Genomic DNA, 19,543 nt, shown 5'->3' with positions numbered 1-19,543 from the left:
GCCGCAACCCCCACTCACACAGGACCTCCCATGACATTTGAATCCCGCCCGAGCGGCCGCGCCGTCGACGCGCTGCGCGCCATCCGCATCACCCGCCAGTACACCAAGCATGCCGAAGGCTCGGTGCTGATCGAGTGCGGCGACACCAAGGTCATCTGTACCGCCAGCATCGAAGACAAGGTGCCGGGTTTCCTGAAGGGCAAGGGACAAGGCTGGCTGACGGCCGAGTACGGCATGCTGCCCCGCTCGACGCACACGCGCATGGACCGCGAAGCGGCGCGCGGCAAGCAGTCCGGCCGCACGCAGGAAATCCAGCGCCTGATCGGCCGCTCGCTGCGCGCCGCCTTTGATCTGCAAGCCTTTGGCGAGCGCACCCTGCACCTCGACTGCGACGTGATCCAGGCCGACGGCGGCACGCGCACGGCCTCGATCACGGGCGCCATGGTGGCCGCGTATGACGCGTTTTCCCAGTTGCAGGCGCGCGGCGCGATCACGGCCATCCCCGTAAAAAGCTTCGTCGCCGCCATCTCGGTGGGCGTCTACCAGGGCATGCCGGTGCTGGACCTCGACTACGTGGAAGACTCGGGCTGCGACACGGACATGAACGTGGTGATGACGGAAGCGGGCCACTTCATCGAAGTGCAGGGCACGGCCGAAGGCGCCGCGTTCGACCGCGCCGGCATGAACCGCCTGCTGGATCTGGCGCAAGGCGGCATCGCCGATCTGATCGCCATGCAGAAGCAGGCATTGGGGATCTGATCTTTACATAGATTTACACATCGCCGCCCGCCGCGCCGGGCAAAAAGCCCACATCCGCCGCCGTCGGGCGCGGCAGCGGGCCACGGTGAGGGGAGCGCAAAAGGTTTACAATGTCGGCACTTCAACCGGACTACTGACATGACCCAACGCCTCATCCTCGCCTCCAACAACGCCGGCAAGCTCAAGGAATTCAACGAGCTGCTCTCGACCATCGGTTTTTCCGTGCACGCCCAGGGCGAGTACGACGTACCCGAAAGCGACGAGCCCTTCCACACCTTCGTTGAAAACGCGCTGCAAAAGGCCCGCCACGCGTCGCGCCTGACGGGCTTGCCGGCGCTGGCCGACGATTCCGGCGTCTGCGTCAATGCGCTCGGCGGCGCGCCGGGCGTGTATTCGGCCCGCTATGCGGGCGAGCCGAAATCGGACGCCGCCAACAGCGCCAAGCTGATCGCCGACCTGGAAGCGCATGCCGACAAGTCCGCGTACTACTATTGCGTGCTGGTGTACGTGCGCCATGCGGACGATCCGCAGCCGGTGATCGCCGATGGCCGCTGGAACGGCGAGATGATTGCCGCGCCGCGCGGCCAGGGCGGCTTCGGCTACGATCCGCATTTCTACCTTCCCGCGCTGGGCAAATGCGCCGCCGAACTGACGTCCGATGAAAAGAACGCGCTGTCGCACCGCGGCCAGGCCCTGCGCGCGCTGGTGGAAAAGCTGCGATGATCCCGATCAAACTGGTGGGTGCCGTTGCCAGGCCTGGCGCCAAGGCGGGAGCCGCGCCGGTGCCGCAGGAGGGCATTTCCGGCGCCGCCGGCGCGGCCCTGAAATACCTGCAGCCGGGCGCGCTGAACCTGACGGCCCTGCCGCCGCTGTCGCTGTACATCCACTTCCCGTGGTGCGTGAAAAAATGCCCGTATTGCGATTTCAATTCGCACGAGGTGCGCGGCAGCTTCCCGGAAGACGACTACCTGGCGGCCCTGCGGCTGGACCTGGAAATGGCGCTGCCATTGATCTGGGGCCGCAAGATCCACACCATCTTCATCGGTGGCGGCACGCCCAGCCTGATGTCGGCGGCGGGACTGGACCGGCTGATGTCGGACGTGCGCACCCTGCTGCCACTGGAGCCCGACTGCGAAATCACCATGGAAGCCAATCCGGGCACGTTTGAAACGGACAAGTTCAAGTCCTACCGGGCCAGCGGCATCAACCGCCTGTCGATCGGCATCCAGAGTTTCAATGGCCGCCATCTGCAGGCGCTGGGGCGCATCCACGACGACGACGAGGCGCGCCGCGCGGTGGACATCGCGCATGCGCATTTCGACAATTTCAACCTCGACCTGATGTACGCGCTGCCCACGCAGACCTTGGCCGAGGCGCAGCAGGACCTCGACACGGCGCTGGCGTTCGCGCCGCCGCACCTGTCGCTGTACCACCTGACCATGGAACCGAACACCCTGTTCGCCAAGTATCCGCCGGTGCTGCCCGATGACGACGAGAGCGCCGACATCGCCGACATGGTGGCCGCGCGCGCCGCGCAGGCGGGCTATGGCCGCTATGAAGTGTCGGCCTATGCGCAGCCGGGCCGCCAGGCCAGGCATAACCGCAACTACTGGGAATTCGGCGACTATATCGGCATCGGCGCGGGCGCGCACAGTAAAATCTCGTTCCCGCACCGCGTGCTGCGCCAGGCCCGCTACAAGCAGCCGAAGGCCTACATGGACGCCGTTGGCGCCGGCAATCCGGTACAGGAAGAGCGCGAGCTGGCACGCGAGGAAATGGGCTTTGAATTCATGCTCAATACCCTGCGCCTGACGCAGGGTTTTTCGCCGAACCTGTTCACCGAGCGCACGGGCCTGGCCATCAACGCCATCGAGCAGCCGCTCAATGCGGCCGAGGCGAAAGGCCTGTTGTACCGCGACCACCAGCTCATCCGGCCGACGGAACTGGGCCTGTGCTTCCTGAACGACCTGCAGCAGATGTTCCTGGAAGATTAATGCGCGACGGCGCGCAGGCGCTGCAGCTTGGCCGCATACAGGGTGTGGTCGCTGCGCGTGGTGCTGTTGTCCATCGCCAGTTCCAGCTGCTTGTCCGCCTGCGAGAGTTGTCCCATGCGCGCGTACGCCTGCGCCAGCCCGAAGTGAAATTCATGGTAGTAGGGATCGCGCGCCAGTTCGCGTGAAAACAGGCGGATGGCTTGCGCATAGTCGCCTTGCCGCATGGCCGCCTTGCCCTGGTTGAAGTAGTAGAACGGCGGTTGCGGCTGCAGCGCCAGCAGGCGCCTGCGCAGCGGCAGCGCTTCGCCCGGCAGGCCCGACGCTTCCAGCGCCTGGGCCAGGTTCGACAGCAGCACGGTATTGTCCGGCGTGCGGGTCAGCGCATGGGCCAGCGTGCGCCGTGCCTGCTCCAGATTGCCGTGGCGGAACTGGATCACGCCCAGGGTGTTGTAGGCGCTGCTGAACGACGGATCCTGTCCGATGGCCGCCCTGGCCCACCAGTAAGCCTGGTCCAGCTGCCCTTCGCTCATGGTTTCGGCGGCGCGGTTGTTCATGTACATGGCCAGCACGGTCGCTTCGCTGATTTCGCGCGTGCGGTAGCCCGCCACGTCGCCGGCGGGCAGGAAGTCGATCACCATCATGCCCTTGGCATCGTAGTTGTTCGGGTTCTCGCTCAAGCCCCTGCCCAGCACCAGGTTGACGTGGCCGGCGACAAAATACATGTCGCCGCTGCGGCTCCAGCTCTCTTCGCCCAGCACTTCCTGGTAGCGCACCTGCAAGCCCATTTCATGCGCCAGCGCCGCCGTCATGATCACCAGCGACAGGCAATTGCCGCTGCGCGCGGCGAACGTCTCGCGCGCATTGCGCGTCATGGCCGCATCGTATTCAAGCTTCAGCCTGGATTTGTCGTACAGGGCGTCGTACAGGGCCACGCGGGGATTGCCGTTGCGCGCCGCGTGCCGCACCTCGTCCTGTATATAGTGCCGCATCACATCATTGACGGCGAAGACTTGGCCCGCGTCTATCGCCGCGGCGGGCGCGAAGTCGGCATCGTTGAAGACGGGGGGCAGGCTGGCCACTGGCGTGGCGGCGCAGGCTGCCAGGGCGGCGCAGAGCACAATGGCGCCCAGGCGCAGCAGGCACTGGGCGGTAACAAGATAGGGGCGCATGGTCTCTCCCTGGAGGCGCCGGCTGGTGCATCGTGCGGTGGCGCGCCAGTCCCACCTGAAACCAGTATCGGCGCGCCCGGCCCGGCTGTCAAATACTTTGCTGGCCCGGCCAGGCGCCGGCCTAAAATTCTTCCCAGTCCTGCTCGCCGCCGACATGCGCGGAGGGCTTGCGCGGCGTGGCGGCCGCTGGCGGCGCGCTGGCCGGCTTGCGCTGTGGCGCCAGACGGGGCACGCCGGGTGGCGCGGCCTTGACCGGCCGCGCGGCGCGTGCCGGCGCCGCCGCTGCCGCCATGTGCTCCAGCTGGAAGCCGGCCGCCACCTGCGCCAGGCGCGCCGCCTGGTCCTGCATGCTCTCGGCGGCGGCCGCCGCTTCTTCCACCAGGGCGGCGTTTTGCTGCGTCACCTGGTCCATCTGCGCGATCGCCTGGTTGACCTGGTCGATGCCCATGCTTTGCTCGGCGCTGGCGGCCGTGATCTCGGCCATGATGTCGGTAACGCGGCGCACGCTGTCGACCACTTCGCCCATGGTGCTGCCGGCCTGCTGCACCAGCCGCGTGCCGTTGTTGACCTGCTCCACCGAGTCGCCGATCAGGGTCTTGATTTCGCGCGCCGCCGCGGCCGAGCGCTGTGCCAGGCTGCGCACCTCCGTGGCGACGACGGCAAAGCCGCGCCCCTGCTCGCCGGCGCGCGCCGCCTCGACGGCCGCGTTCAGCGCCAGGATATTCGTCTGGAAGGCGATGCCGTCGATGACGCCGATGATGTCGACGATTTTCGTCGACGCCGTGTCGATGGCGCCCATGGTGTCGACCACCTGGCTGACGATGCTGCCGCCCCGTTCGGCCACGCCGGACGCGGCCACCGCCATCTGGTTGGCCTGGCGCGCGTTGTCCGCGTTCTGCTTGACGGTGCTGGTGAGTTCTTCCATCGACGATGCCGTCTCTTCCAGCGAGCTGGCCTGCTGTTCCGTGCGCGCCGACAAATCCTGGTTGCCGGCGGCGATTTCGCCCGACGCCGTGGCGATCGCGTTGGTGCCCGTCTGGACTTCCGACACCACCTTGCGCAGCGCTTCGTTCATGCCGTGCAGGGCGCGCATCAGGTCGCCGATTTCATCGCTGGCGGCCGGACCGAAATGCGTGCGCAAGTCGCCGTCGGCCACCGTTTCCGCCACCTTCACGGCCGCCTGCAGCGGCACGGTGATCGAGCGCGTGATCAGCCAGGCGCAGACGCTGCCCAGGGCCACCACCAGCGCGCACAGGGTCAGCAGCAGGGTGAAGCTGCGTTCGTTGGCCGCCTCGATCGCCAGCGCCGTGGCGTCGATGGCCTTGCGCTGCTGCGCCAGCAGGGCCTTGACGTTGTTCTGGTAATTGGCGGCGGCCGGCGCGAAGCTGTCGCGGTAGGTGTTTTCCGCCTGCGCCGCGTTGCCCGCCTTGCGCGCATTCATCACCAGGGTCTTGGCATCCTGGTATTTGACGCGCTCGGCGATGGAGGCCTTGAAGGTGGCTTTTTCCTCGTCGCTGTCGAGCAGGGCCTCTATTTTCTTCAGCAGTTCGCCGCCCTGTTTCGTGCTGTCGGCGATGGTCTCGGCAAAGACGTTCGACAGGGTTTCATCCGTGCTTTTGGCGATCATCGAGGTGCGCGCGATGGCCGAATAAATCAGCACGTACCAGTCCGACACCAGGCGTTCCTTGGCCAGCGGTTTTTCCATCATTTGCCGGGTCGCCTCGGCATTGACGTGGGCGCTGTACAGCGCGTACGAGGTGGAAATCACGGACAGCAGCAGCACCAGCGCGAAACCCGCTGCCAGGCGCGTGCCGATACGAAGGTGGGAGAGGGCGTGCATGGTCGGGCTCCTGTCGCAAGGGGATTTAATTGCCTGTGCGACATAGTATGCACCGATAAGTGACCGATAGGTAAGCGAAACAAGTGCCTGTTGCCGTGACTGTTGCAGGCACGCCCGTGCTACAGATCGCCCGCCTGGCGCAAGTCCGGCTGCTCGGCCCAGCGGGCGAAGGCGGCGGCCATGCGCTCGCTTTCGGCGATGGCGCGGCGCCAGTCGCGCATGCGCCCCGCGTGGTCCTGGCCATAGTGGGGGAAGTCGCGCCGGTCCGGCAGTTTGCCGTTCGGCAAGCTGGCAATGAAGTCGCGCGAGGGCGAGACGAGGATCATGTTGTCCAGCGCGCTATCGCCGGCGCGCGCGCGGCGCCACGGCATGGCCTTGTCCAGCCAGCCCGGCACGAGATGGTCGGCGAAATGCGGGTACAGCACCAGGTCCGGCTCGCGCTGGTAGGGCAGGTGCAGGTGGTAGTCGACCAGGCCGCCGTCCCAGTAGCGCCCGGGTGGCGCGCCGGCGATGTCCGTCACGGCATCGAGCACCAGCGGGATGGAACCGGACGCGAGCAGCGCATCGCGCAGGTTGTCCTGCGCCAGCGGCACGAAGTGCGAATGAAAGGCGTCGAAGCGCGAACGCAGCCAGCTGGCCCCATCCGCGCCCGCATGGAAGACCACGCGTTCGAGCGAGGCGGCCAGGCGCGCGCGCGCCACGGCGTTGTTGGCCGCCGCCAGCAGGAAGCCGCGCCGGTCGCGCCAGGTGCCCGGCTGCGCCAGCGCGCCGATGCCGCGCACGGCCAGCACGCCCAGGCTGTGCCGGCCATGCTGCAGCAATTGCGCATCCTGGCCATCGAGCACGGCGTCGAGCAGGGCGCGGCAGGTGCGGCTGACGTGGGCGGCATCGGGTTTGTCCGGATAGCGCTGGCCCACGTATTCGCGCACCAGTCGGCGCTGCGCGGCGACGGGATCGGGAAACACGGCGGCCGCCATGCGCCAGGCGCCGATCGAGGCGCCGACGAAGTGGCGCGGGCGCGGTGCCTGCGGCAAGAATTCGCCGAACAGCCAACAGTCGAGCTGGTGCAGGATCAGGCCTTTCGGCCCGCCCGCGGCGGCGGGGACGATGGCGATATCACTGGCACGCACGCCGTGTGCGGCGATGCGGGCGCGGGCGCGGCGGCCCAGGCGGATGGTGATCGGTGATTGCATGGAGTGACGTTGGCAAGCAAGAAGCGGACGGTAGCTTTGTATTCTACCTTCAGCGTGGCGCCGCGACACAGTCGTGCGCGCTATCGTCACATTGTTAGTATTAGTGATTTTCTTTTGAATAAGCATTCTCCTGGGAAATATTGCATAATGCTCGGCGTTAAGTTTTTGGCATGTGCCAAGGACGCGTCACGTCTTTTTTATTGGAATAGCATGCAATTGAATCACGCTTTTGTTTTGACCCTCATCGCCGGCTCCCTCGCTGCCTGCGGCGGTGGCGGCTCGTCCTCCCCGGCCGACCCGGCTGTCGCCGTGAACCCGCCCGTGGTGCCCGTCACGCCGCCGGTCGTACCCGTCACGCCCACGCTCACCGGCGACAGCACGGGCGCCGTCAGCGCCCGTTTTGCCAATGGCGACAACAGCCGTTTCATCTTTACGTCGATCGGCTTGCAGAGCAATGGCAAGGCCAGCACGCTGGTACAGGACGCCTCCGGCGCCTTGAGCACCATCGGCAGCATCGTCCTGACGGGCAACCCGTCCGTGACGCACGAGATCAGCGGCGACGCGAGCTTTGCGCAGGGACGCTGGTTCAAGGGCGCGTTCAGCAGCAGCACCGGCGCCACGACCTTGACGGGCAACAATGCCAGCGCGCATTACGTCGTCTATAACGTGCTCGCCGCGCTGCCGGCGAGCGGCACGTTCACCTGCGACGCAGGCACGTTCACGGCGCCAAGCTACACCGGCGGCGGCAACGTCCCGTCGAGCGCCAACTTCGGCACGGCCAGCGGCAATGCCAGCATCGCCTTCGATGGCTCGGGCGCCAGGATCGTACTGGCCATCGACGCCAGCGCCGGCGGCAGCACGGGCAAGGTGACGGCTTCCACGAGCATCGCTTCGCCGGCGTCGAGCAGCATCACGGGCGGCTATCTGTCGAGTGGCACGGGCGCGCAGCTGATGCTGGGCGATGGCGGCACCGGCCGCTATCTGCTGCTGTCCGCCTACAAGGTGCAACTGGCCAACGGCGGCAACTATCAGGGCGTGGCCACCTTCCGCTGCTCCTGATCGGTCCTGCATGAAAAAAGCGGCGTCCGTGCAGTGCACGGACGCCGCTTTTCTTGACGCAGGCCCGGATTAGCGCAGCGCCGCGATCATCTGTTTCAGCTTGCCGGAATCGACGCAGAAGGCGCGGATGCCTTCGGCCAGTTTTTCCGTCGCCATCGCGTCTTCATTCATCATGAAGCGGAAGGCTTCCTCGTTCAGCGACATCTGCACGATGTTGGCGGACGGCGCCGCTTCGGCGCTCAGCTTGCGCTCCACCGGCGCATCGCTGTCGGCCAGCTGCTGCAGCAGGTCGGGGCTGATGGTCAGCAGGTCGCAGCCGGCCAGTTCGAGGATTTGCGAGGTGTTGCGGAAGCTCGCGCCCATCACTTCGGTCTTGTAGCCGAACTTGCGGTAGTAATTGTAGATGCGCTTGACCGATTGCACGCCCGGGTCTTCCGCGCCCACGTAGTCGATGCCCGTCGATTTCTTGTACCAGTCGTAGATGCGGCCGACGAATGGCGAAATCAGCTGTGCGCCCGCTTCGGCGCAGGCGATGGCCTGGGCCAGCGAGAACAGCAGGGTCATGTTGCAGCGGATGCCTTCCTTTTCCAGGATCTCGGCGGCGCGGATGCCTTCCCAGGTGGAGGCCATCTTGATCAGCACGCGCTCGCGCGCGATGCCCGCGTTCGAGTACAGGGCGATCAGGTCGCGGCCCTTGGCCACCGTGCCGGCGACGTCGAAGGACAGGCGCGCATCGACTTCGGTCGAGACGCGGCCGGGAATGGTTTGCAGGATTTCCACGCCAAACGCGATCAGCAGGCGGTCGATGATCTCGCCATTCGAGGCGTTCGGATGGTCGCGCACGGCCTTTTCCAGCAGCGGCTTGTATTCGGCCTTCTGCACGGCTTTCAGGATCAGCGATGGATTCGTCGTCGCGTCGCGCGGCGTGTACGCCTGGATCGATTGGAAGTCGCCGGTGTCGGCCACCACGGTAGTAAATTGCTTCAGTTGTTCGAGTTGGTTCATGGCTGCACGGGAAAGAGTGAATGGGCTTGCCGGACTATTGTACCGAATGCGGGACGGTGGCGGCGTTTTTGATCCCAGGGCGAAAGTGCCGGGGGCAGACCCGGCGGGTCCGACCCCGGATTGCCGCTTTTTAGCCGATAAACGAATCGAACTGCATGTCGAATTCCTGCAGCGCCTTCTGCGCGTTCTGCATCTTCTTGCGGAATTCCGGCCCCCGCTGCAGGGCCAGGCCCACGGCCAGCACGTCGATCACCACCAGGTAGGCCAGGCGCGCCGAGATCGGCGTGTACGGATCGGTATTGAAGACCAGGTCGATGGGGATCAGCACCGTGGCCAGGTCGGCCAGCGGCGTGCCCGATGGTGCCAGCACGACGACGTCGGCGCCGCCGCGGCGCGCCAGTTTCACGGAGCGCACGAGGGCGGGGCTGTTGCCGCGCTGCGAGATGGCCACCAGGCAGTCGCCGCCGCGCAGCAGCGCCGCGGCGATGCTGTGGATGTTCGGATCGCTGTAGGCCACCGTCGGCACGCCCGAGCGGAAGAACTTGTGCTGTGCGTCGGCCGCCACGATGCCCGACGTGCCCTGGCCATAGAATTCGATCTTGCTGGCGCGCGACAGGATGTCGAGCGCGCGCTGGATCGCTTCCGGATTCAGGTTGTTGCGCAGGTCGAGCAGGGTGTTGATCGAGCGGCTGCAGATTTTATTCACCAGGTCGGCGGCCAGGTCGTCCTGCGCCGGCTGCTCGTTCGCGCCCGGCATGGCCAGGGCCAGTCCCTGCGCCAGCTTGAGCTTGAATTCATGCCAGCCGTCATAGCCGAGGGTGCGGCAAAAGCGCACCACGGTCGGTTCCGACACCTGCGCGCTTTTCGCCAGCGCCGTGATGTTCTGGCTGACCGTCTGGTTGGGCTGGTCAAGCACGGCCAGCGCGACCTTCTTCTCCGACTTGGAGAGCGAATCGAGCTGGGTGCGGATGGAGTCGAGTAGCATTGATTAATCTTCTATCGGTAACGCTGTTAAGTTCGCGTCCTTTTCACCCCAACGGCAAACTGCCGGGGTCGGACCCTCAGGGTCCGACCCCAGTATTTTCGCTGTGCGGGGTAAGCGCCAAATGCTCCTGGCGCTTAGCGCAACGGCCATGCCTTGCAAGGCTCCTTGCCTTGCTAGCTTAGTCCTCTGGCAAGGGTGAAGCAGGGAATTCGCGGAGCACCGCTCCGCGCCTGCGTAACGGTCTGGCCTTGCAAGGCCAGACTCCTTGCCTTGCTAGCTTAGTCCTCTGGCAAGGCTTCTTCACGCCACTGCAAGCCATCGCGGCCGATCAGGGCGCTGGCCGCGGCCGGGCCCCAGGTGCCGGCCGTGTACGGAATCGGTGCGCTGTCGTTCTGTTCCCAGTTGTCGAGAATCGGCTCGACCCATTCCCAGGCCGCTTCCAGTTCGTCGCCGCGCATGAACAGGGTCAGCTGGCCGCGCAGCACGTCGAGCAGCAATCGCTCGTAGGCGTCCATGCGCGGCGTCTTGAACGATTCGCGGAAATCGAGTTCCAGTTCCGCCGGTTTCAAGCGCATGCCGTCGCCCGGCGTTTTCGCCATCAGGTTCATGCGCAAGCCTTCGTCGGGCTGCAAGCGGATCACCAGGCAGTTCGGCTGGAAGCTCGACGTCGGCTGGTTGAAGATCGAGTGCGGGATCTGTTTGAAACGCACGACGATCTCGGCCAGGCTGTCGGCCATGCGCTTGCCCGTGCGCAGGTAGAACGGCACGCCGGCCCAGCGCCAGGTGTCGATTTCCGCCTTCAGCGCAACGAAGGTCTCGGTGCGCGAATGTTCGGGCGCGTCCGGCTCGTCGCGGTAGCTCGGCACGGTGACACCGTCCACGTGGCCGGCGCGGTACTGGCCGCGCACGATGTTCTGCGCCAGCGTGGTGGGCGTGAATTTTTTCAGCGAGCGCAGCACTTGCAGCTTTTCATCGCGCACGGCGTCCGGCGCGATCGAGGTCGGCGGTTCCATGGCGACGATGCACAGCAGTTGCAGCAGATGGTTTTGCAGCATGTCGCGCAGCGCGCCCGAGGTGTCGTAGTAACCCATGCGGTTGCCCACGCCGAGTTTCTCGGCGATGGTGATCTGCACGTCGGAAATCCATTCGCGGCGCCACAGCGGTTCGAACAGCACGTTGCCAAAGCGCAGGGCCAGCAAGTTCTGCACGGTTTCCTTGCCCAGGTAATGGTCGATACGGTAGATCTGCGATTCCTGGAACACCTTGCCCACTTCGGCGTTGATCTGCTTGGCGCTGGCCAGGTCGCGGCCCAGCGGTTTTTCCAGCACCACGCGCGAGTTCGGCGTGACGAGGCCATTTTCTTCCAGGTTGTCGCAGATCAGCGCGAACAAATGCGGCGGCGTGGCCAGGTAGTACACGCGCGTCAGCTCGGCGCCGTCGCGCAGCGCTTCGACCAGTGGCGCGTAAGTCTTGGCATCGCTGGCGTTGAGCGACACGTACACGATGCGCGCGCAGAAGCGGCTCCAGGTGGCGGCGTTCAGGGTGCTGGCCTTGATGTGCGGGCGGGCATTGCTTTCCACCATTTTCAGGAACGCTTCCTGGCCGCTGTCCTGGCGGCCGACGCAGATGATGCGCGCCGTGGGCGGCAAGTCGTTCGCGACGTCGCGCGCATACATGGCAGGCAGCAATTTGCGCATTGCTAAATCGCCGCTGCCGCCAAACAGGACCAGGTCAAAATCGGTAAGAGCCATAAGTGTGAGTGTCGTCGCAAAAGTAAAAGAGCCGGAGCGGGGAGGAGGCCGACCGGAAGTGCCAGTCTGTCGCTACTTGAAATCGTGGTGTAAATTTACTACGTAGAAGTGGCAATTGCAAGAAATTTTACTACATTCATGCTGCAGGCGTGGGGCTTTTGCCATGCCTGCCAGTGCGGCGATCTTGCGCAGCCATTATAGGCCCTTCCCCGGTACCGGTGCGCGGACGTGATCGCAGCGCGGCTTTGCAAAGAAACCATGGTTGCTGGGGAAATTTTCCATGCTTTGCATCACGATTTGCGTTGTAGCAACAAGCAAGTCAAGAAATGCCGCCAGGATGGCCGCTGGCGGCGTAAAGTAGCTTTGTGGAAAGTAAAAAACCGTATAATTCAGACTCGAATCAATAGCAACTATTGGTTGTATGAATTTGCACGATCACACCACTGCACCGTTAGCGCCGGCCATGCCCCGAACCCGCCTCCCGACGCCCATGCGGCATGCAGTCAGCCTGGTCCGCTTCGCGGGCAGGCAGACTTAACTTTACAAGACGGCACAAGGGGACACAATGAATTCAATGCAGCAAGATGTCGATGAACGTACCAGCCTGACAGGCAATAACAAATTCGAGCTGTTCCTGTTCAAGCTGGGCACCAGTGATCACTCGACCAGCCGCGAACTGTTCGGCATCAATGTGTTCAAAGTACGGGAGATCATGGAAATGCCGGCCATCACGGCCGTCGCCGGTTCGCATCCGCACATGCTGGGCGTGGTGAACATCCGTGGCCAGATCGTGCCCGTGATCGACTTGCCGATGGCGGTCGGCTGCAAGAGCAACGGCTTGAAGATCCTGATGGTGACGGAATTCGCCCGCTCGACGCAGGCGTTTGCCGTGGAAGAGGTCGATGAAATCGTGCGTCTGGAATGGAACCAGGTGCTGTCGGCCGAATCGAGCGTCGGTGGCGGCCTCGTCACCAGTATCGCGCGCCTCGATGGCGACACGGACAAGACGCGCCTGGCGCAAGTGCTGGACGTGGAGCAGATCCTGCGCAACGTGCTGCCGTCGGGCGACCCGGACGTGGACGAGAACAGCATCGGCCCGCAGGTGCGCCTGCCGGCGGGCGCCGTGATCCTGGCGGCCGACGATTCCTCGCTGGCCCGTTCGCTGATCGAAAAGGGGCTTGAGGCGATGGGCGTGCCCTTCATCATGACCAAGACGGGCAAGGAAGCGTGGGAACGCCTGCAGGCGATCTCGGCCCAGGCGGCAACGGAAGGCAAGACGGCGAAAGACAAAATCGCGCTGGTGCTGACCGACCTGGAAATGCCGGAAATGGATGGCTTTACCCTGACGCGCAACATCAAGAACGATGGCCGCTTCGCCAACATCCCCGTGGTGATCCACTCGTCCCTGACGGGTTCGACCAACGAAGACCACGTCAAGGGCGTGGGCGCCGATGGTTATGTGGCCAAGTTTGTGGCGGCTGAATTGGCGGAAACGATCCGCAAGGTATTGGCGCGGTAATTTCAACCCAAGGTCGAAAAGCTGGGGTCAGACCCCCGGGGGCGACAGCACAAGCCTCTGAGTGAGCGGCATTGAGGGTCTGACCCCGGCGGTATTCCCGGTATTATTACGCCTGGTACGGCGTTTCCGGCTGGCCCGCCACGTCCACGCGCACGGACAGCACGTGGCCCGTAAGCGGGTAGTGGGCGATTTCCTCTGCCGAGCGGTTGTGGCTGGCGCTGGTGATGTACAGGGTGCGCAGGTCGGGGCCGCCAAACGTCACCATGGTGGGGCAGCGCACGGGCACGCTGATTTCGCCCAGCAAGTGGCCGTCGGGGGCGAAGCGCAAAATCTTGCCGCCTTCAAACATGGCCGCCCAGTAATTGCCTTCGCTGTCGACGGCCGCGCCGTCCGGGCGTCCGCCATAATCCGCCGCCTTCTTGTCCATGGAAAAACGCTGGAACGGTTGCGGCTCGGAAATGGCGCCCGTGGTCGCGTCGAAGTCGAAGCGGTCGATACGGTGCGTGGTGGTATCTGCGTGGTACATGGTGCGCTTGTCCGGGGAAAAGCCCAGGCCGTTCGACACCGTCATGCCGCCCGACCACACCTTGCGCACCTGACCCTTTTCCAGCACGAACATTTCCGCCGCATCGGCGCTGCGCGGCTCGAATATCGTGCCGACCCAGAAGCGGCCGGCCGGATCGACCTTGCCATCGTTGAAGCGCGTGGTGGCCATGTCGAACGGCGCCGGGGCGATTTCCGCCAGGCTGCCCGTTTTTGTGTCGAGGTGGGCGAAGCCGCTGCGCAGGGCGACGATCAGGCCGCCGCCCGCGTTGATGGCCAGCGCCGACGGTTCCGTCGGCATGTCCCACTGTTCGTGCTGGCCGCTGGCCGGGTGCAGCTTGTGCACGGCGCGCCCGTCGATGTCGACCCAGTACAGGGCCGCTTCCTTGCCATGCCACAGCGGGCATTCGCCCACTTGCATGGCTTTGTCGCTGACGACCTTGATTTCGTAAATATTCATAAACCTCAATTAAGTTAATACGCCGCCTTGGCGGCTTTCGCCAGCGCGATCAAGCCATTGGTCGAGCTGTCGTGGTGGTCGGGACGGGCCTCGCCCGTCAGTTCGGCCTGGATTTTCTTCGCCAGCACCTTGCCCAGCTCCACGCCCCACTGGTCGAAACTGTTGACGTTCCACAACACGCCCTGCACGAAGGTCTTGTGTTCGTACAGCGCGATCAGGGCGCCCAGGGTGGTCGGGGTCAGCTGGTCCATCAGGATGGTGTTGCTGGGACGGTTGCCGGGGAAGGTCTTGTGCGGCACCAGGGCCTCGATCTCGTTTTCCGGCAAGCCTTGCGCCTGCAAATCCAGGCGCACTTCCTCGCCTGTCTTGCCCGTCATGAACGCTTCCGACTGGGCAAAGCAGTTGGCCAGCAGGGCGTCGTGGTGGCCCGGCAAGTCGTGCGTGGCGCGCAGGGCGGCGATGAAGTCGATGGGCGTGATGTCGGTGCCCTGGTGCAGCAGCTGGAAATACGCGTGCTGGGCATTCGTGCCGCAGTCGCCCCAGATGACGGGGCCGGTCGGCACGTCGACGGGCGCGCCATCCTTGGTGACGCGCTTGCCGTTGCTTTCCATGTCCAGCTGTTGCAGGTAGGCGGCAAAGCGGCTCAGGTCCTGGTGGTAGGGCGCGATGGAAACGGAGCCGCAGTCGAGGAACTGGCGGTTCCAGAAGCCCACCATGGCCAGCACCACGGGCATGTTCTGTTCCAGTGGCGCCTGGCGGAAGTGTTGATCCATCGCATGCGCGCCGGCGAGGAAGTCGCTGAAGTATTCAAAGCCCACGGACAGGGCCACGGCCAGGCCGATCGACGACCAGACGGAGTAGCGGCCGCCGACCCAGTCCCAGAACGGGAACATATTGTCCGGCGAAATGCCGAAGTCGACGATCGCTTGCGTGTTCGTCGAGACGGCGACGAAGTGCTTGGCCAAATCCTTTTCTTCGCCTTCGAGCAGGAACCAGGCGCGCGCCGTGTTGGCGTTGAGCATGGTTTCCGCCGTGACGAAGGTTTTCGACGCCACGATGAACAGGGTCGTTTCCGGATCGACTTTCGACAGCGTCGCTTCCATGTCGTGACCGTCGACATTGGACACGAAGTGCATTTCCAGGCCCGGGTTGGCGTAGGAGCGCAGGGCCAGGCACGCCATCTTCGGCCCCAGGTCCGAGCCGCCGATGCCGATATTGACGATGTCGCAGATGGGCTTGCCCGTGTAGCCGAGCCAGCTGCCATTGCGCACCTTGTCCGTGAAGGCTTTCACGCGCTGCAACACATCTTGCACGTCAGCATCGATATCCTGGCCATCGACCACCAGCCTGGTGCCGCGCGGCGCGCGCAAGGCAGTATGCAGAACGGCCCGATGTTCGGTAAGATTGATTTTCTCGCCGGTGAACATGGCTTCGCGCTGCGCTTCCACGCCGCGTTCGCGGGCCAGGTCCATCAGCAGCGCCATGGCGGTGGCGTCGACCCGGTTCTTCGAGTAGTCGAGCAGCAGGCCGGCCGCATCGACCGTCATGCTGGCAAAGCGGGCCGGGTCGGCGGCGAACAGGTGGCGCAGGTGGACTTCGCGCAGGCTGGCGCTATGCGCTTGCAGCGACTGGAAACTGGCGGTGGCGGTGATGGCGGGAGTAGGTACTGGCTGGCGCATGGCGGTCGGCTTGGGTGCTTGTCTCGGTTGAAAGGAGCGCGGCGCGTTCGGTGTGGCGAACAGTGGATCCGGCGTTGGTATGAGAATAATACATCAGAAAAACGTAATTTCACTACAGTTTGTGACGTGAAGCCGCTTTTGTCGTGCTTTTTTTAGCGATTGTGCCAGTGGCATATAGGAAGTGGGTTGGCGGGTGCGGCGACGCGATATTGCCCGAGTTTGCCTCGATAAGCCTCAAGCCGTGGCTTATTTGTGTTGTTGGCCCATGCAAGAGTGCTTCTTCTTCACCATTTTGTAGTAAAATTTCACGAAATACTCATTTTTAAGGAAATCCATATGGCGCTGCATCCAGTAGTCGAATCCGTAACAGCGCGCATCATCGCGCGCAGCCGGCCATCGCGCGGCGCCTACCTGGCGCACCTGGATGCGGCCCGCATCCAGGGCGTGCAGCGCGGCGCCCTGTCGTGTACCAACCTGGCGCACGGCTTTGCCGCCTTTCCCGCCAACGACAAGCTGTCGCTGAAAGAATACAAAAAACCGTCCGTCGCCATCGTCTCGTCGTACAACGACATGCTGTCGGCGCACCAGCCATTCGAAGGCTTCCCGCAGATTATCAAGCAAGCCGTGCGCGAAGTGGGCGCCGTGGCCCAGTTCGCCGGCGGCGTGCCGGCCATGTGCGATGGCGTGACGCAAGGCCAGCCGGGCATGGAGCTGTCGCTGTTCTCGCGCGACACCATCGCCATGTCGACGGCCGTGGCGCTGTCGCACAATATGTTCGATGCCGCCCTGTACCTGGGCGTGTGCGACAAGATCGTGCCGGGCCTCTTGATCGGCGCGCTGCACTTCGGCCATTTGCCGGCTGTCTTCGTGCCGGCCGGTCCGATGACGTCGGGCCTGTCGAACAAGGAAAAAGCCCAGGTGCGCCAGCTGTATGCGCAAGGCAAGGCGACGCGCGAAGATTTGCTCGAAGGCGAGTCGAAGGCCTACCATGGCGCCGGCACCTGTACCTTCTACGGCACCGCCAACAGCAACCAGATGCTGATGGAAGTGATGGGCCTGCACATGCCGGGCGCCGCCTTCATCACGCCGAATACGCCGCTGCGCGATGCGCTCACAAGAGCCGCCGCCCAGCGCGCGGCCGCCATCACGGCGCAAAGCGCCAGCTACCTGCCGGTCGGCCACATCGTTGACGAGAAATGTATCGTCAACGCCGTCGTCGGCTTGCTGGCCACGGGCGGTTCGACCAACCATACGCTGCACCTGGTGGCGATCGCCAAGGCGGCCGGCATCGTCATCGACTGGAACGATTTCAACGAGCTGTCGGCCATCGTGCCGATGCTCACGCGCATCTACCCGAACGGCGACGCCGACGTGAACCATTTCCACGCGGCCGGCGGCACGGGCTATCTGATCCGCGAACTGCTGGACGCGGGCCTGCTGCACGAGGACGTCAACACCATCCTGGGCCACGGCCTGCGCGCGCACTGCCAGGAACCGTTCCTGGGCGAAGACGGCAAGGTCTTCTGGAAAGAGGCGCCACTCGCCAGCGCCGATGAAAACGTCTTGCGTCCGGCATCGAACCCGTTCGCGCCGGACGGCGGCATGGTGCTGGTGGCGGGCAACCTGGGCCGCGCCGTGATGAAGGTCTCGGCCGTCAAGCCGCAGCACCGCACGGTGGAAGCGCCGGCGCTGGTGTTCAACTCGCAGGAAGATTTCATGGCCGCCTACAAGGCGGGCACGCTGGACCGCGATTTCGTCGCCGTGCTGCGCTTCCAGGGCCCGCGCGCCAACGGCATGCCGGAACTGCATGCGCTGACCCCGGCGCTGGCCAACCTGCAGGATGCGGGCCGCCATGTGGCGCTGGTGACGGACGGCCGCATGTCGGGCGCGTCGGGCAAGGTGCCGGCGGCCATCCACGTGTCGCCGGAGATTCTCGCCGGCGGCCCGCTGGGCCTGGTGCGCGACGGCGACATCATCCGCCTCGACGCGTTTACCGGCGTACTGGAAGCGCTGGTGCCGGCCGACGTCTGGCACGCCCGCTCGCTGGTGCAGGCCGACCTGTCGCCGAACCACATCGGCATGGGCCGCGAGCTGTTTTCCATGTTCCGTTCCACCGTCAGCGCGGCGGAGGAGGGGGCCACCACCTTCGGCCTGCCGTCGCCGATTCCCACCACCGTTGCCTTGCACGATGCCGACAATGTCGGCGATACTGTGCCCGGTTCCGACGAAGACTTTTTGGCTAGGAAATAAGAAATGACCATGACACTACTGGAAATTATGCGCACCTCGAGCGTGATCCCCGTGATCGCGATCGACGACCCTGACCACGCCGTACCGCTGGCACGCGCGCTGGTGGCGGGCGGCATCCGCGTGCTGGAAGTCACCCTGCGCACGAAACACGGCCTCGAGGCGATCCGCGCCATGTCAGCGGTGCCGGGCGCCATCGTGGGCGTGGGCACCCTGACGCGTCCCGAGGAATTTGCCCAGGCACGCGATGCGGGCGCCGTGTTCGGCGTCTCGCCAGGCTTGACTTCCGCCCTGGTGGCGGCGGCGAAAAGCAGCGGCCTGCCCCTGCTGCCGGGCGTGATGACGCCAGGCGAAGTGATGGCGGCGCGCGAAAACGGCTTCCAGCAGCTGAAGCTGTTCCCCGCCGTGCCGGCGGGCGGCATCGGCATGCTCAACGCGCTCTACGGCCCGCTGCCGGACGTGACGTTCTGCCCGACAGGCGGCATCTCGCAAGAGACGGCGTCGCAGTTCCTGGCGCTGAAGAACGTCGCCTGCGTGGGCGGCTCGTGGCTGACGCCGAAAGACGCGATCGCGGCCGGCAACTGGGACCGCATCACGGAAATCGCCAAGGCGGCCAGCGGCCTGCGCTCCGCTTAGCCGTACCGGACATCAGCGACTGCGCGTCGCGCTTTGCGGCCTGCGATGCTCACCGTACGCCAGTACGGTTGCGCTTCCCGGCCGCAAATCACCGCCGCTCGCGACGCTTCTGTCGGATACTCGCAGTTGTAATATGCGGCAAGCTTGCATGCTTGCCGCGCTTCTTTTGTATCGGAGTGCCATGCGCGTCTTGCGCCGCCCCCTGACCATCGGCGAAACCGCCATGGCCCGCGGCGTCTTCCGCGACGCCATCGACTACGCGCGCGTGCGCGTGGTGCGCGGCTCCTTTTTGCCGTTCGGCTTGCAGGACCAGAACACGGCGATGACGCCGCGCGGCAACCTGCACTTCATGCCGGCCCAATACCGCGACGACTTCTCGCGCGAAGGCAATGGCGGCAAGCTGTTCTTCATCCATGAGATGGTGCATGTGTGGCAGTACCAGCTCGGCTACAGCGTGCTGCTGCATGGGGTGCTGCTGGCCTTGCGCGGCGGCTACATCAAACAGCGCGCCTACCGCTACGAGGCGCAGGCCGGTGGCGTCTTGTCCGACTTCAACATGGAACAGCAGGGCGACATCATCGCTCACTACTTCGGCGCGCGCCAGCTGGGCATTCCCGCCTATGTGGCGAAGCTGCCGCAGCTGCAGGACATCCTGCAAGGCTTCCTGCTCGACCCCGCCGACCGCAAGTTGCTGCCCCGCTGAC

The 19,543-nt window shown here is 64.8% G+C and carries 16 protein-coding genes; 8 read left to right on the top strand and 8 right to left on the bottom strand.

The features are described from left to right. Positions 1 to 30: 30 nt before the first annotated feature. From rph to hemW, 3 genes are all read left to right on the top strand, one after another. Positions 31 to 759, top strand: a complete 729-nt coding sequence (gene rph, locus BM193_RS04270; protein WP_070303642.1) for a ribonuclease PH — start codon at positions 31 to 33, stop codon at positions 757 to 759. A 138-nt stretch (positions 760 to 897) separates the two neighbouring features. After that, the gene (gene rdgB / locus BM193_RS04265; RefSeq protein WP_092795636.1) at positions 898 to 1,482 is read left to right on the top strand and encodes an RdgB/HAM1 family non-canonical purine NTP pyrophosphatase; all 585 of its coding nucleotides are present in this window, start codon (positions 898 to 900) and stop codon (positions 1,480 to 1,482) included. Next, the gene (gene hemW / locus BM193_RS04260; RefSeq protein WP_092795634.1) at positions 1,479 to 2,753 is read left to right on the top strand and encodes a radical SAM family heme chaperone HemW; all 1,275 of its coding nucleotides are present in this window, start codon (positions 1,479 to 1,481) and stop codon (positions 2,751 to 2,753) included. The genes rdgB and hemW overlap by 4 nt, the downstream gene beginning before the upstream one ends. On the opposite strand, the gene BM193_RS04255 is transcribed toward hemW, so the two are convergent. The 3 genes from BM193_RS04255 to BM193_RS04245 all read right to left on the bottom strand — a co-directional run bounded on the left by BM193_RS04255 (position 2,750) and on the right by BM193_RS04245 (position 6,955). Further along, entirely contained in the window at positions 2,750 to 3,922 is a 1,173-nt protein-coding gene (locus BM193_RS04255) for a tetratricopeptide repeat protein (RefSeq protein ID WP_175533141.1), read from the bottom strand. The genes hemW and BM193_RS04255 overlap by 4 nt on opposite strands. Before the next feature lie 121 nt (positions 3,923 to 4,043). Beyond that, positions 4,044 to 5,762 (bottom strand): methyl-accepting chemotaxis protein, encoded by a 1,719-nt coding sequence (locus BM193_RS04250; protein ID WP_092795630.1) that lies wholly within the window; start codon positions 5,760 to 5,762, stop codon positions 4,044 to 4,046. Positions 5,763 to 5,881: 119 nt separating this feature from the next. Next, positions 5,882 to 6,955, bottom strand: a complete 1,074-nt coding sequence (locus BM193_RS04245; RefSeq protein ID WP_092795628.1) for a patatin-like phospholipase family protein — start codon at positions 6,953 to 6,955, stop codon at positions 5,882 to 5,884. Positions 6,956 to 7,165: 210 nt separating this feature from the next. On the opposite strand from BM193_RS04245, the gene BM193_RS04240 reads away from it, so the two are divergent. Then, positions 7,166 to 8,014, top strand: a complete 849-nt coding sequence (locus tag BM193_RS04240) for a hypothetical protein (protein ID WP_092832222.1) — start codon at positions 7,166 to 7,168, stop codon at positions 8,012 to 8,014. A gap of 69 nt (positions 8,015 to 8,083) precedes the next feature. Here the strand turns inward: BM193_RS04240 and tal are convergent, their stop codons facing one another. From tal to zwf, 3 genes are all read right to left on the bottom strand, one after another. Further along, entirely contained in the window at positions 8,084 to 9,019 is a 936-nt protein-coding gene (gene tal, locus BM193_RS04235; protein WP_092795624.1) for a transaldolase, read from the bottom strand. 130 nt (positions 9,020 to 9,149) lie between these two features. Beyond that, positions 9,150 to 10,004, bottom strand: a complete 855-nt coding sequence (locus BM193_RS04230; protein WP_034750862.1) for an SIS domain-containing protein — start codon at positions 10,002 to 10,004, stop codon at positions 9,150 to 9,152. A 278-nt stretch (positions 10,005 to 10,282) separates the two neighbouring features. Beyond that, complete coding sequence (gene zwf / locus BM193_RS04225; protein ID WP_092795622.1) at positions 10,283 to 11,755, bottom strand: glucose-6-phosphate dehydrogenase; 1,473 nt, start codon at positions 11,753 to 11,755, stop codon at positions 10,283 to 10,285. Positions 11,756 to 12,320: 565 nt separating this feature from the next. On the opposite strand from zwf, the gene BM193_RS04220 reads away from it, so the two are divergent. Next, positions 12,321 to 13,274 (top strand): chemotaxis protein, encoded by a 954-nt coding sequence (locus BM193_RS04220; RefSeq protein WP_092795620.1) that lies wholly within the window; start codon positions 12,321 to 12,323, stop codon positions 13,272 to 13,274. A 106-nt stretch (positions 13,275 to 13,380) separates the two neighbouring features. Here the strand turns inward: BM193_RS04220 and BM193_RS04215 are convergent, their stop codons facing one another. Both BM193_RS04215 and pgi read right to left on the bottom strand, forming a co-directional pair. Then, positions 13,381 to 14,277, bottom strand: coding sequence for an SMP-30/gluconolactonase/LRE family protein (locus BM193_RS04215; protein WP_092795618.1), 897 nt, complete (start codon positions 14,275 to 14,277; stop codon positions 13,381 to 13,383). Positions 14,278 to 14,291: 14 nt separating this feature from the next. Then, positions 14,292 to 15,956 (bottom strand): glucose-6-phosphate isomerase, encoded by a 1,665-nt coding sequence (pgi, locus tag BM193_RS04210; protein WP_092795616.1) that lies wholly within the window; start codon positions 15,954 to 15,956, stop codon positions 14,292 to 14,294. Positions 15,957 to 16,292: 336 nt separating this feature from the next. Here pgi and edd point away from each other — a divergent pair, with 336 nt between their 5' ends. The 3 genes from edd to BM193_RS04195 all read left to right on the top strand — a co-directional run bounded on the left by edd (position 16,293) and on the right by BM193_RS04195 (position 19,542). After that, positions 16,293 to 18,206, top strand: coding sequence for a phosphogluconate dehydratase (edd, locus tag BM193_RS04205; RefSeq protein WP_092795614.1), 1,914 nt, complete (start codon positions 16,293 to 16,295; stop codon positions 18,204 to 18,206). Positions 18,207 to 18,209: 3 nt separating this feature from the next. Next, positions 18,210 to 18,839 carry a bifunctional 4-hydroxy-2-oxoglutarate aldolase/2-dehydro-3-deoxy-phosphogluconate aldolase gene (gene eda, locus BM193_RS04200; protein WP_092795612.1) on the top strand — a complete coding sequence of 210 codons (630 nt, stop codon included), beginning with the start codon at positions 18,210 to 18,212 and terminating at the stop codon, positions 18,837 to 18,839. 181 nt (positions 18,840 to 19,020) lie between these two features. After that, complete coding sequence (locus BM193_RS04195) at positions 19,021 to 19,542, top strand: hypothetical protein (RefSeq protein ID WP_092795611.1); 522 nt, start codon at positions 19,021 to 19,023, stop codon at positions 19,540 to 19,542. The last annotated feature ends 1 nt before the right edge of the window (position 19,543 follow it).

The organism is Janthinobacterium sp. 344 (genome assembly GCF_900112025.1).
In the GTDB taxonomy this organism is placed as follows: Bacteria; Pseudomonadota; Gammaproteobacteria; order Burkholderiales; family Burkholderiaceae_D; genus Janthinobacterium.
Note: the sequence above shows the minus strand (reverse complement) of the source record. Positions and strands in the feature narration are given on the sequence as shown.

Excerpts from the sequence above, each read along its gene's own strand:
- BM193_RS04195 (WP_092795611.1), top strand. The coding sequence starts at position 19,021 with ATGCGCGTCTTGCGCCGCCCCCTGACCATCGGCGAAACCGCCATGGCC.
- BM193_RS04240 (WP_092832222.1), top strand. The coding sequence starts at position 7,166 with ATGCAATTGAATCACGCTTTTGTTTTGACCCTCATCGCCGGCTCCCTC.
- pgi (WP_092795616.1), bottom strand. The coding sequence starts at position 15,956 with ATGCGCCAGCCAGTACCTACTCCCGCCATCACCGCCACCGCCAGTTTC.
- hemW (WP_092795634.1), top strand. The coding sequence starts at position 1,479 with ATGATCCCGATCAAACTGGTGGGTGCCGTTGCCAGGCCTGGCGCCAAG.
- rph (WP_070303642.1), top strand. The coding sequence starts at position 31 with ATGACATTTGAATCCCGCCCGAGCGGCCGCGCCGTCGACGCGCTGCGC.
- tal (WP_092795624.1), bottom strand. The coding sequence starts at position 9,019 with ATGAACCAACTCGAACAACTGAAGCAATTTACTACCGTGGTGGCCGAC.
- zwf (WP_092795622.1), bottom strand. The coding sequence starts at position 11,755 with ATGGCTCTTACCGATTTTGACCTGGTCCTGTTTGGCGGCAGCGGCGAT.
- BM193_RS04245 (WP_092795628.1), bottom strand. The coding sequence starts at position 6,955 with ATGCAATCACCGATCACCATCCGCCTGGGCCGCCGCGCCCGCGCCCGC.
- BM193_RS04250 (WP_092795630.1), bottom strand. The coding sequence starts at position 5,762 with ATGCACGCCCTCTCCCACCTTCGTATCGGCACGCGCCTGGCAGCGGGT.
- BM193_RS04215 (WP_092795618.1), bottom strand. The coding sequence starts at position 14,277 with ATGAATATTTACGAAATCAAGGTCGTCAGCGACAAAGCCATGCAAGTG.
- edd (WP_092795614.1), top strand. The coding sequence starts at position 16,293 with ATGGCGCTGCATCCAGTAGTCGAATCCGTAACAGCGCGCATCATCGCG.
- BM193_RS04255 (WP_175533141.1), bottom strand. The coding sequence starts at position 3,922 with ATGCGCCCCTATCTTGTTACCGCCCAGTGCCTGCTGCGCCTGGGCGCC.
- BM193_RS04230 (WP_034750862.1), bottom strand. The coding sequence starts at position 10,004 with ATGCTACTCGACTCCATCCGCACCCAGCTCGATTCGCTCTCCAAGTCG.
- rdgB (WP_092795636.1), top strand. The coding sequence starts at position 898 with ATGACCCAACGCCTCATCCTCGCCTCCAACAACGCCGGCAAGCTCAAG.
- eda (WP_092795612.1), top strand. The coding sequence starts at position 18,210 with ATGACCATGACACTACTGGAAATTATGCGCACCTCGAGCGTGATCCCC.
- BM193_RS04220 (WP_092795620.1), top strand. The coding sequence starts at position 12,321 with ATGAATTCAATGCAGCAAGATGTCGATGAACGTACCAGCCTGACAGGC.